This is a genomic window from Nocardioides sp. NBC_00850 (assembly GCF_045207335.1).
GTDB lineage: Bacteria > Actinomycetota > Actinomycetes > Propionibacteriales > Nocardioidaceae > Nocardioides.
In genome coordinates, this window is the sequence record NZ_CP108845.1 from 2128994 (window position 1) to 2141216 (window position 12223).

General features: G+C 68.6%; 10 protein-coding genes. All 10 read left to right on the top strand.

What is annotated here, in order from left to right:
- Positions 1–160 precede the first annotated feature (160 nt).
- The 10 genes from OH802_RS10510 (at position 161) to OH802_RS10555 (ending at position 12221) form a co-directional block, all read left to right on the top strand.
- A complete protein-coding gene (locus tag OH802_RS10510; RefSeq protein WP_406027622.1) occupies positions 161–1495 on the top strand; it encodes an ABC transporter substrate-binding protein in 1335 nt (444 codons plus the stop codon).
- A 108-nt stretch (positions 1496–1603) separates the two neighbouring features.
- Positions 1604–2575 carry a carbohydrate ABC transporter permease gene (locus tag OH802_RS10515; RefSeq protein ID WP_406027624.1) on the top strand — a complete coding sequence of 324 codons (972 nt, stop codon included), beginning with the start codon at positions 1604–1606 and terminating at the stop codon, positions 2573–2575.
- Entirely contained in the window at positions 2572–3522 is a 951-nt protein-coding gene (locus OH802_RS10520) for a carbohydrate ABC transporter permease (RefSeq protein WP_406027626.1), read from the top strand. Before OH802_RS10515 ends, OH802_RS10520 begins: the two co-directional genes overlap by 4 nt.
- Entirely contained in the window at positions 3522–4622 is a 1101-nt protein-coding gene (locus OH802_RS10525; RefSeq protein ID WP_406027628.1) for a Gfo/Idh/MocA family protein, read from the top strand. Before OH802_RS10520 ends, OH802_RS10525 begins: the two co-directional genes overlap by 1 nt.
- 58 nt (positions 4623–4680) lie before the next feature.
- Positions 4681–5835: a CaiB/BaiF CoA transferase family protein gene (locus OH802_RS10530; RefSeq protein ID WP_406027630.1), complete on the top strand. Its 1155-nt coding sequence runs from the start codon at positions 4681–4683 to the stop codon at positions 5833–5835.
- Positions 5832–7001, top strand: coding sequence for an extracellular solute-binding protein (locus OH802_RS10535; protein ID WP_406027632.1), 1170 nt, complete (start codon positions 5832–5834; stop codon positions 6999–7001). The genes OH802_RS10530 and OH802_RS10535 overlap by 4 nt, the downstream gene beginning before the upstream one ends.
- On the top strand, positions 6998–7471 hold the full coding sequence (locus tag OH802_RS10540) for a MaoC family dehydratase (protein WP_406027634.1): 474 nt from the start codon (positions 6998–7000) through the stop codon (positions 7469–7471). The genes OH802_RS10535 and OH802_RS10540 overlap by 4 nt, the downstream gene beginning before the upstream one ends.
- A complete protein-coding gene (locus OH802_RS10545; protein ID WP_406027636.1) occupies positions 7468–8766 on the top strand; it encodes an L-fuconate dehydratase in 1299 nt (432 codons plus the stop codon). Before OH802_RS10540 ends, OH802_RS10545 begins: the two co-directional genes overlap by 4 nt.
- Entirely contained in the window at positions 8763–9656 is an 894-nt protein-coding gene (locus tag OH802_RS10550) for an amidohydrolase family protein (protein WP_406027638.1), read from the top strand. The genes OH802_RS10545 and OH802_RS10550 overlap by 4 nt, the downstream gene beginning before the upstream one ends.
- Positions 9657–9818: 162 nt before the next feature.
- Positions 9819–12221 carry a glycosyl hydrolase family 95 catalytic domain-containing protein gene (locus OH802_RS10555; protein ID WP_406027640.1) on the top strand — a complete coding sequence of 801 codons (2403 nt, stop codon included), beginning with the start codon at positions 9819–9821 and terminating at the stop codon, positions 12219–12221.
- Positions 12222–12223 lie beyond the last annotated feature (2 nt).

A 12223-nucleotide genomic window follows, 5' to 3' on the forward strand; every position in this document is an offset into this window, starting at 1 on the left:
ACGTCGATCACTTTGACGTCGTCGGCCACGGATCGTCAAGGCCCGGAAGGAAGATCCACTCAAACGATTGACCACTCGCAGGGATCTGCTCTAACGTTTGAGCAGTGGTCTGCGTCACACTCCACCCCGCTCGGGACACATCGTCGAAGGAGCCATGTCCATGAAGCGAAATCCACTCGGTTCACGTCACCGGGCGGCCCTGGTGGCCGCCGTGACCCTGCTGACAGCCGCGGTGCTGAGTGCCTGCGGCTCCGGCGGAGGAGATGATGCCGCGGGCGAGAAGACGGACTCCGGTGGCGCGATCACCGTCTGGGTCGACCCGCCGCGAGTGCCTGCCGCGAATGCCTTCAAGAAGGCGTACCCCGACATCGACATCAAGATCAACCAGATCGACGGGACCGTCGGAGGCAAGTCTCTCCAGCAGCAGTTCGCCCAGTTCAACGAGGCGGGGCAGGGCTGGCCGGACGCCATCTTCTTCCCCTCCAACGACGACATCGCCTGGGCCTCCGGTGCGCAGATCGACTACACGCTCGACCTGAGCGACCACCTGCCCGACGTGCTCGACGGCTACGAGGGTTCGATCAACGCCGCCTGCGAGATCGACGGCCAGGTCCGGTGCCTGCGCAACGACGCGGCTCCCGACGTGTTCTGGTACAACAAGGCCTTCTTCGACGCCAACGGCTACGAGGCGCCGACGACCTGGGAGGAGTACGGCGACCTGGCCGTCCAGATCGCCAAGGAGCACCCGGGCAAGATCAGCGGCTTCACCGGCGACGCGTACGCCCCGGACCGCTATCTGTGGGGGTCGGGCTGTCCCACCAACGACCGAAAGTCCGAGACCGTGGTCCACATCGACACCTCGGACGCCAAGTGCACCCGAGCGGTGGACCTGATCGGCACGATGCTGGAGGGCAAGGCACTCTCGACCGTCGGCATCTTCGATCCGGACGCGGCCAAGGTCGGCAAGGACCTGGTCATGAGCCCCGGTGCCGCGTGGTGGGGGGACTACCTCTTCAACCAGACCTGGAAGATCCCGGCCGGTGAGATGACCGCCGTGGAACCTCTCGCGTGGGACGGTGAGAGCGAGCCCTCCACCGGCAACGAGGGCGGTGGCCTCTGGGGCGTCTCGAACCACATCACGGGCAAGCAGCTCGAGAACACGCTGACCTTCGCCGAGTTCGTCGCCACCGACCCGAGGTGGCAGGTCGAGCTCTCCACGGGCCTGCCGGCGTACGGTCCCGTGCAGGACGCGTGGGCGGAGAAGCAGGCCAAGGCCAACTACTTCGCGGACAACGAGACCACGTTCGAGGCGATGAAGAAGGCCAACGACTACGTCGTCGACGGCCACGCCTACATGCTCTACAACACCGGAGCGGTGTGGACCGAGACCGTGGCCGCCGCCCTTGCCTCGGGAGGCGACGTCGACAAGGCCTGGACGTCCTTCGGAGACGAGCTGGTCAGCCAGGCGAAGGCGATGGGCTACACGGTCGAGTAACCCGGCCACCCACGAGCTCCTTCGGCCCGGGACGCCCGGGCCGAAGGGTGCCATCCCAGTCACATCGGGCCTCACGGTGGCCCGGACACATCGGAGGAGCAACCGTCTATGTCGACCGCCTTGATGGAGGACATCGCCACCTCGCTGCCTGCGGCGGGACCGAGGCGCCGTCCCCGGCGACGCGTCGCGCGGCCCAGCGAGACGCGTGGCGCCTGGGTGCTGATGGCGCCCTACCTCGTCCTGCTGATGATCGCGGGCATCATCCCCGTCGCGTACGCGATCAAGACGTCCTTGGAGAAGGCGCCGACGCCGCTGGATCCCAGTGGAGGCTTCGGGGGCGTGGACAGCTTCAGGACCGTCGTCACCGACTACCGGTTCGTCGACACGTTCGTGAACATCTTCGCGACCCTGGTGGTCTGGCTTCCGATCATGACGATCGGCATCGTCGGGCTGGCTCTGCTGGTCCATGCCAGCCCCGGATGGTTCGGGTCGTCGATGCGGTTCATCTACTACATTCCGGGAGCTCTGGCGGGCGTCGCCAACCTCGTCCTCTGGGTTTACCTGCTCAACCCGAGCCAGTCCCCGATCGAGGGGTTCTGGCAGGCGCTGGGCGTCGACACCATCAAGCAGGCGGTCGCCGGCCCCGGGAATCTGCCGTTCATCCTGGCCGCGATGATGTTCTTCCAGGGCGTCGGGCAGTGGGTCATCGTGGTCAACGGCGGCCTCAACGGCATCTCGGAGGAGACGCTCGAGGCGGCACGGCTCGACGGTGCCAACGAATGGCAGCTGGCCTGGCACGTCAAGCTCCCGATCATCCGGCCGTGGATCGGGTACGCCGTGCTGATGAACCTCGCCTACGGGTTCCAGCTGTTCCTCGAGCCACAGCTGCTCGACCAGGTCGCCAGCAACGCGCTGGACGATCATTGGACGCCCACCCAGCTGGGCTACGCCTTCGCCTTCAGCAACTACAACTTCCCCGCAGCCGCCGCGATGTCGCTGATCCTGCTCGTGATCACGCTGGGCATCGGACTGCTGGTCGTCTTCCGAACCGGGCTGTTCGGCGAGGAGGAGCACCGATGAGCCAGACCACCGTGGCCGAGCGCAGGGCGGCCGGGACGAAGCGAGGCATGTTCGACTGGAGCGTCGGCAAGACCGCGCGCGTCGTCACGATGCTCTTCGTCGCGTGCATGTTCATCCTGCCGATCACCGGCTTCATCGCGATGGCGTTCCGCTCCAACGAGGGCGTCGCATCCGGGGCCGGCGGGCCGTTCGGCTTCGGCGACATGTCGTGGGACAACGCGCAGTACAGCTGGTCGCAGGTCAACGGTTTCGGCCCCGGCGGCGGCGGCCTGTACACCCGCTGGCTGCTCAACACGCTCGCCGTGGCCGGCGGGGGCGCGCTGCTGGCGGTCGTCGCCGCTCTACCGGCGGGATACGCGCTGGCCCGACTCCGGTTCCGCGCCCGCCGGCCCGTCCTGCTGATCACCCTGATCACGATGGTGATGCCGAACACCGTGCTGGTCATCCCGATCTTCCTCGAGGTGAACGCCATCGGCGCGGTCGGCCAGCTGTGGCCGGTGGGGCTGATCATGGGCTTCTTCCCGTTCGGGGTCTACCTGGCCTACATCCACTTCATGACCACCATGCCCCAGGAGCTCGTCGAGGCAGCCCGGATCGACGGTCTCGGCGAGGTGTCGATCTTCTGGCGGGTCGCGCTCCCGATCTCGCGTCAGGCCGCGGTGCTGGTCGGCTTCTTCGCCTTCGTCGCCAACTGGATCAACTTCTTCCTGCCGCTGGCGCTGCTCTCCTCCAACCAGAACAACCAGACCCTCCCCGTCGGGTTGCAGCAGCTGATCGGCGCCAGCCCCCTCTTCAATCCGACCGTCGCCGCTGGGCTGGACGTGAAGCTCTACATGCCGCAGCTGGCGCTGGCGACCTTCATCTCGATGCTGCCGCTGCTGATCGTCTTCCTCGGCGCGCAGAAGTTCCTGATGCGGGGCGAGACGATGGGGGCGGTGAAGGGCTGATGGCCCCGCATCCACCACCGGAGTTCGACCCGCACCCTGGCTATTCGGCCGAGCTGCCGAAGACCCCGCGTCCGATCGTGCTCGTGGGCGCGGGCGGGATCGTCCGTGACGCTCACCTGCCGGCGTACGCAAAAGCGGGGTTCGAGGTCGCCAGCATCACCGACCTCGTCCCCGAGCGGGCCCGGGCTCTAGCTGAACGGTATGGCATCCACGCCGTGCACGAGAGCGTCGCGGACGCGGTCCGGTCGGCTCCGGCGGACGCGGTCTACGACGTCGCCCTTCCGCCCGAGGCTCACGTCGAGGTCCTCGAGCAGCTGCCCGACGGGGCTGCCGTCCTGCTGCAGAAGCCCTTGGGAAACCACCTGGCCGAGGGCATCCGCACCCGCGAGGTGTGCCGGCGCAAGGGGCTGGTGGCTGCGGTCAACACGCAGCTCCGGTTCGCGCCGTACGTCGTCGCTGCCCGCGAGCTCATCGCTGCCGGCACGATCGGGGAGCTCTACGACCTGGAGGTCCGGGTCTCGGTGCGGACCCCGTGGGAGATGTTCCCGTACGTGCTCGATCTGGACCGGCTCGAGATCAACATGCACAGCGTCCACTACCTGGATCTGGTGCGTTCCTTCCTGGGGGACCCGACCGGGGTCCACGCCGTCACCGTGCGCCACCCCGAGAAGTCCCACGCCAACAGCCGCTCCGACATCGCGCTGAGCTATGGGGAGCGACCGATCAGGGTGGTCGTCTCCACCAACCACGACCACCACTACGGACCCCGGCACGAAGAGTCCTTCGTCAAGTGGGAGGGCACCCGCGGCGCCATCCGAGCGCAGCTCGGCCTGCTGCTGGACTACCCGCGCGGCGGCGAGGACTCGCTCGAGCTGGTCACTGACGACCGGCTCGACGCCGGCTGGCGACCGGTGCCGTTCGAGGGGTCCTGGTTCCCCGACGCCTTCATCGGCTCGATGGCCGTCGTCCAACGCTTTCTCGAGGGGTCGATCCCGTCTCTGCCCACGGGAGTCGAGGACGTCTTCCGCACCATGGCGGTCGTCGAGGCGGCGTACACGGACGCAGCCCGCGGCGGAGAGCCGCCGGCATATGACCAGTGACCACCCCTTCCCGCACCGGTCCGCCTCGCCGACCCGCGACCATCTGAAAGGAACGCCGATGAGTGGCACCCGCCTCCGCGCCTCCGACCTGCCTCTGGAGGGCGTCACGGTCCTGGACTTCAGCCAGTTCCTGGCCGGTCCCGTGGCGGCGCTGAGGCTCGCCGACCTGGGCGCCCGGGTCATCAAGATCGAGCGACCCGCCGGGGGAGACGCGGGCCGGAGCCTGGCCTTCGCCGGGCGGACGGTGAACGGCGACAGCCTCTCCTTCCACGCCATGAACCGGAACAAGGAGAGCGTGGCAGCCGATCTGAAGGATCCCGCCGACCTCGAGCGTGTACGCGGTCTGGTCGCGGAGGCCGACGTGATCGTCCAGAACTTCCGACCGGGAGTGATGGAGCGGATCGGTCTCGACTACGACTCCGTCCGGGCGCTCAACCCGAGCATCGTCTACGGCAGCGTGACCGGGTACGGCGGCGTCGGCCCGTTCCAGGACCGCCCGGGACAGGACCTGCTCGCCCAGGCGATCGCCGGCCTGCCCTGGCTCAACGGGTCGGCCGATGACCCGCCGGTCCCCGTCGGGCTGGCGGTGGCCGACCACCTCGCCAGCTGTCACCTGGCCCAGGGCATCACCGCCCTGCTGGTCCGGCGATTCCGGACCGGGAAGGGCGGGCTGACGGAGACCAGCCTGATGGAGTCCCTGCTGGACCTGGAGTTCGAGCTGCTGACCACGCGGCTCAACGACCCGTCGGTCGAGGTCCGCCGCAAGGGACCTCGGTCGGCCCACGCCTTCCTCTCGGCTCCCTACGGCATCTACCCGACGAGCGACGGCTACCTCGCCATCGCGATGAACCCCGTGCCCACCGTCGGACGGCTGCTCGGGCTCCCCGAGCTGGAGGCGATGACCGACCCGCAGACCTGGTGGGACCGGCAGTCCGAGATCGAGGAGGCGATCGGTGACCGTCTCCGGAGCGACACCCGGGACGCATGGCTGGCCGTCCTGGACGCCGAGGACGTGTGGTGCGCCCCGGTGCTCACGCTCTCCGAGCTCGTGGAGCACAAGGGCTTCGAGGCCATCGCGATGACCCAGCAGATCCGTCGTGACGGCCTCACCCTCACGACCACTCGCAGCCCGATCCGCATCGACGGCGAGCGGCTGACCAATCCGCGTCCTGCTCCACGTCTGGGTGAGCACGACCTCGAGGGGGACCGATGACGGTCCTGCGCGGCATGACCTGGGAGCACCCGCGTGGCTACGACTGCCAGGTGGCGGCTTCCCAGGAGTACGCACGCCGGACCGGCGTCGAGGTGCGCTGGGAGTATCGCTCTCTGCAGGCGTTCGCCGACGCGCCGCTGGCTGAGCTGGCGGAGCGCTTCGACCTGATGGTCATCGACCACCCCCACGTGCCCGTGGCCGTCGCCGAAGGGGTGCTGGCGCCCCTGGACGGTGCGGGGTACGACGTCGAGCTGGCCGCCCTGGCCGCCGATGCCGTGGGCAGCAGCCACGCGTCGTACCGCCATGGCGGGCGCCAGTACGGCCTGGCCACCGACGCCGCCGCCCAGGTCGCTGCGTACCGCCCGGACCGCCTGCCGGCTCCACCCGGTACGTGGGAGGAGGTGCTCGACCTGGCTGCCGGGGGCGGGGTGCTCTGGCCGTGCAAGCCCATCGACGCCTACTCGACCCTGTGCACCCTGGCAGCCAATCGGGGGACGCCGGTCAACGCTGAGCCCGGGACCTTCCTGCCCGAGGAGGATGCGCTGAGCGTGCTCGACCTCATGCATCGGCTCTGCGAGCAGGTGCCGTCGTGGTGCCTGGACGCGAACCCGATCGAGGTCGCCGAGGCGCTGGCCGCCGACGCCGCCGGGCCGTGGGCGTACGCGCCGCTGATGTACGGGTACAGCAACTACTCCCGAGCCGGGTTCCGGCCACATCGCCTCAAGTACGTCGACATGCCCTCGGGCCCCCGAGGGGTGGCCGGCTCGCAGCTAGGAGGCGCCGGCGTGGCGGTCTCGGCGCGGTCGCGAGATCTGGACGCGGCCCGAGCGTACGCACTGTGGGTCGCCTCGTCGGAGGTTCAGTCGGGCATCTACTACGACGCCGGTGGCCAGCCCGGCTACGCGTCGTCGTGGGACGACGACCGGCTCAACGAAGACTCCTGGGACTTCTTCCGCGGCACCCGGGCGACCCTCGAGGGCGCGTGGGTGCGGCCGCGTACGGCCGGCTATCTGGAGTTCCAGGACACCGTCTCCCCGTGGGTGACGGAGGCGCTGGCCGGCCGGATGACCGACGCCGAGCTGGTCCGCCGGGCCGGTGAGATCGCCGAGCGCCTGCTCGTCATGGAAGCCGACGGCTACGCCGTCGAGGAAGGAGCATCCCGGTGAGAGTCGAGGAACGTTGGTTCGAGGACTACGCGGTCGGTGAGTCCCGGACCACCCTGGGGCGCACGATCACCGAGGCCGACATCGTCCTGCACGCCGGCCAGACGGGCGACTTCTTCCCGCATCACATGGATGCGGAGTGGATGGCCACCCAGCCGGCCGGACAGCGGATTGCCCACGGGACGCTGATCCTCGCGGTGGCGGTCGGGATGACCGCCACCGACATCAACCCACAGTCGATGTCCTACGGCTACGACCGGATCCGGTTCATCGGCCCGGTGTTCATCGGCGACACCATCACCGTCACCGCCGAGATCACCGAGACGTCGGAGCACAGGAAGAAGCCGGACGAGCTCGGCTACGTCCATGAGCTCGTCACGGTGACCAACCAGCGTGGCGAGACGGTGCTGGTCCTGACCCACCTCTACCTCGTGAACAAGCGCCACCCATCCCCACAGGAGGATCCCTCGTGACCCGTATCACCGCCGTCGATGTCACCGATGTCCGCTTTCCGACCTCTGTGTCGATGGACGGATCCGACGCCATGAACAAGGACGGTGACTACTCGGCCACGTACGTCGTGGTGAGCACCGACGACCCGGAGCTGTCCGGCTTCGGCTTCACCTTCACCATCGGGCGCGGCAACGACATCTGCACCCTGGCGGCGCAGCGCCGCGGCGAGCCGTTGGTCGGGCGCGAGGTGAGCGATGTGGTGGGTGACCTGGGCGGGGTCTACCGGGATCTCGCCTCGGACTCGCAGCTGCGCTGGCTGGGCCCGGACAAGGGGGTCGAGCACCTGGCCCTCGCCGCGGTCATGAACGCGGTCTGGGATCTGGCTGCCCGGGAAGCCGGCAAGCCGCTGTGGCGACTGCTGGCCGACATGACTCCCGAGGAGCTCGTCGACGTCGCAGACCTGACCTACCTGAGCGATGCCCTCACCCGGGAGGAGGCCCTGGACATCCTTCGTGCCGGCGTTCCCCACCGTGAGGAGCGGATCCGGCACCTGGAGGAGACCGGCTACCCCTGCTACACCACGTCGGCCGGCTGGCTGGGCTACTCGGACGACAAGCTGCGCAGGCTGGCCGCGGAAGCCGTCGACTCCGGCTACACGCACATCAAGCTGAAGGTCGGCGCGAACCTGGAGGACGACATCCGGCGCTGCGAGATCGCCCGGGAGGTGATCGGCTGGGACGCGAAGCTGATGATCGACGCCAACCAGGTCTGGGACGTGCCGCAGGCCATCGAGTGGGTCAACGCGCTGGCCCGCTTCGAGCCGTGGTGGATCGAGGAGCCGACCAGCCCTGACGACATCCTCGGCCACGCCGCGGTACGCAAGGCCGTGGCTCCGATCGGGGTGGCCACCGGTGAGCACGGCATGAACCGGGTGCTCTTCAAGCAGATGTTCCAGGCGGAGGCCATCGACTTCTGCCAGCTCGACTCCGCGCGGCTGGCCAGCATCAACGAGATCCTCTCCGTCTATCTGATGGCGAGGAAGTTCGACGTCCCCGTCTGTCCTCATGCCGGCGGCGTCGGCCTGTGCGAACTCGTGCAGCACCTGTCCGTCTTCGACTACGTCGCCGTCTCGGGCACGCTCGAGGACCGGGTCACCGAGTTCGTGGACCATCTCCACGAGCACTTCACCGACCCGTGCATCGTCGAGAACGGCGCCTACCGGCTGCCGTCCCGGCCCGGCTACAGCGCGGAGATGCATCCCGCGTCGGTGGTGACGTACGCCTATCCGGACGGCAGCTACTGGGCGAACCGGTGACGCCCCAGATGATCATCGACAGCCACCAGCACGTCTGGGACCTCACCCGCTCGCCCTACCCGTGGCTCGGTCCCGACGTACCCGAGTACAACCGGAGGTTCACCTTCGACGAGGTCCAGCCGCAGCTGCGGGCGCAGGGAGTGGACGCGACCGTGCTGGTCCAGTCCGACGACCACGACGGTGACACCGACCTGATGATCGAGGTCGCCGACCGACATCCCGAGGTGGTGGGGATCGTCGTCTACGTGCCGCTGGACCAGCCGGACCTGGCCGCCGAGCGGCTGGAGTCGCTGCGGGGAGACGACCGCGTGGTCGGCGTACGCAACCTGATCCACAACATCCCCGACCCCGACTGGATCCTCCGTCCGGACGTCGCCGAGGTGCTCGGGCTGCTGGAACGGCTCGGGCTCACCTACGACCACGTCTCGGTGCTGCCACGCCACCTCGAGCACGTCGCGACGCTCTCCGAACGGCATCCGGACCTGCGGATCGTGATCGACCACCTCTCCAAGCCACCGATCGGCGAGGCCGAGCGGGAGCCGTGGTGGAGCCTCATCGAGCGAGCGGCCGAGAACCCGAAGGTGTTCGGCAAGGTCTCCGGGCTGTACCCGGGAGCGGCCCCCGACGGCTGGACCGTGGCCGGCATCCAGCCCTTCGTCGACCGGGCGGTCGAGGTGTTCGGCCCGAGCCGGCTGATGTACGGCGGAGACTGGCCGATCTCCACCGCCGCGGGTGGCTACGAGCGGGTCTTCGCCGGGCTCCGGGACGCGCTGGCCGGCCTGTCGAGCGGCGAGCGCGAGGAGATCTACGCCGGCAGCGCACGCCGTTTCTACGGGCTCGACGAGCAGCGGCTGGCCGCCGCGGCGGCAGCAGCCCGGGAAGCGCTCTGATCCTGTAGAGATCAGATCTTTGTTCGTCCTGACTTCCACGGCGCGGCCGATATCGGTCATAACAGGAGGATGTTTCAGCAGGCATCGACATGACGTGTGATGTCTATTACATTGAAACAACCGATGTTTGCCCCACCTGGGGCGTGAGTCAGGAGGAAGCTGATGGTGGACTTCACGAGACGACGGGTGCTGCAGGCCGCCTCTGCGCTGGCGGGCGGCGCCCTGGTGCAGCCGGTCGTCACCGAGGCGGCCGCAGCCGCCGATGAGCCCGAGACCAACCCGCTGGAGCTCTGGTACCGCCAGCCGGCCGCGGAGTGGCTCCAAGCGCTGGCGATCGGCAACGGCCGGATGGGCGCGATGGTCTTCGGCGGTGTGGCCAGCGAGAAGCTGATGCTGAACGAGGACTCGGTCTGGGCCGGTCATCCGCACAGCTACGACCCGCCTCGTGGGGCGGAGGTGCTCCCCGAGATCCGTCGGATGATCTTCGAGGAGAACTGGGTGGGCGCACAGCGCCTGGCCGACGAGGAGTTCCTCGGGCGACCCAGCGAGCAGGCCTTCTACCAGCCGGTGGGTGACCTGCTGCTCGAGTTCCTCGGCATCGACGGCGAGCCCGTGACGTACCGGCGCTCTCTCGACCTGCGGTCGGCGACCGCGATCTCGGAGTTCGAGGTCGGCGGCGTGCGCTACCGCCGCGAGGCGTTCGTCAGCCACGCGGACCAGGTGATGGTCGTCCACCTCACCGCGGACCAGGCCGAGAAGGTCTCCTTCAACGCCACCTTCGAGTCACCGCAGCAGAGCGACGTACGTCCCCACGACGCGCGGACGCTCGCACTGGAGGGCATCAGCGGCCCGACGGAGGGGATGGAGGGAGCCGTACGCTTCATCAGCCTCGTCCGCGCCGAGACCGAGGGCGGGACGGTCCAGTGTCAGGGAGTCCACCTCCGGGTGCGCAACGCCACGTCGGTGACCCTGCTGCTCTCGATGGCGACCAGCTACCGCAACTACGCCGACGTGAACGCCGACCACGTCGGCCGGGCGACGAAGCCGCTGGAGGCAGCGACCGGGCGCGGGTACGGGCAGCTGCGCTCGGCGCACGTACGGGACTACCAGTCGCTCTTCGGCCGGGTCGACATCGACCTGGGCACCTCCGCCGCGATCGAGAAGCCGACCGACGAGCGGGTGGCGGCGTTCCGTGACGGCGGCGACCCGCAGCTCGCGGCGCTGTGGTTCCAGTTCGGGCGCTACCTGCTGATCTCGTCCTCCCGGACTCCCGGGCAGCCGGCCAACCTGCAGGGCCTGTGGAACTACAAGATGCAGCCCGAGTGGCAGTCGAAGTACACCCTCAACATCAACGCCCAGATGAACTACTGGCCCGCCGGCCCGGCCAACCTCGCCGAGTGCTGGGATCCGATGTTCGCGATGACCGAGGAGCTCGCGGAGGTCGGGCGGAACACCGCCAAGAAGATGTGGGGCTCGGACAAGGGTTGGGTCGCTCACCACAACACCGACGGCTGGAGGGGAACCGCACCGGTCGACTTCGCCTACTACGGAGTCTGGCCGATGGGAGGAGCCTGGCTCTCGCTGCTGTTCTGGGAACGCTACGAGTACACCGGCGACAAGGCGAACCTCGCCGAGCACTTCCCGACCCTGCGAGGAGCCGTCGAGTTCTTCCTCGAGACGATGGTGCGCGACGAGCAGTCCGGCTACATGGTCACCTGTCCGTCGCACTCGCCCGAGATCAAGCACCACGAGCAGGACGACGAGGGCGTCAGCATCTGCGCCGGCCCGACGATGGACTGCCAGATCCTGCGCGACCTGTTCACCGCGTTCGAGAAGGCGGCCGAGGCGCTCGACAAGCACGACCCGCTCGTCGCACAGGCGGTGGCGATGCGGGATCAGCTGCCGCCCAACCAGATCGGCTACCTGGGCCAGCTCCAGGAGTGGCTGATCGACTGGGAGGACGCCGCCCTCGAGCGGAGCCGCCACGTCTCCCATCTGTGGGGCGTCTTCCCCTCGGGCCAGATCAGCCCGCTGCGTACGCCTGAGCTGGCCGACGCCGCCCGCAAGGCGCTCGAGCTGCGCGGCCCGGCGATCACCACGGGCTGGTCGCTGGCGTGGAAGATGAACATCCGCGCGCGGCTGCTCGAGGCCGAGAACGCCTACAAGGAGGTGGGGCACATGCTCCATCCCTCCCGGACGGCCCCCAACCTCTTCGACCTGCACCCGCCCTTCCAGATCGACGGCAACTTCGGCGGCGTCTCCGGGATCACGGAGATGATCATGCAGAGCCACTCCGGCGAGCTCTTCCTCCTCGCGGCGCTGCCGGCAGCATGGCCGGAGGGGAAGGTCCGTGGCCTGCGCGCCCGCGGTGGCTTCGAGGTCGATCTGACGTGGGCTGACGGCAAGGTCGAGGTGGCGCGGATCCGGTCGCTGCTCGGCAACCGACTCCGCCTGCGTACGCAGCAGCCGGTCCGGGTGGCCGGGACGGACGTCTCCCGGCCGGAGGAGAACGTCGTCGAGTTCGGCACCAGGCGGGGCAGCACCTACACCGTGGTCCCGCGCTAGGA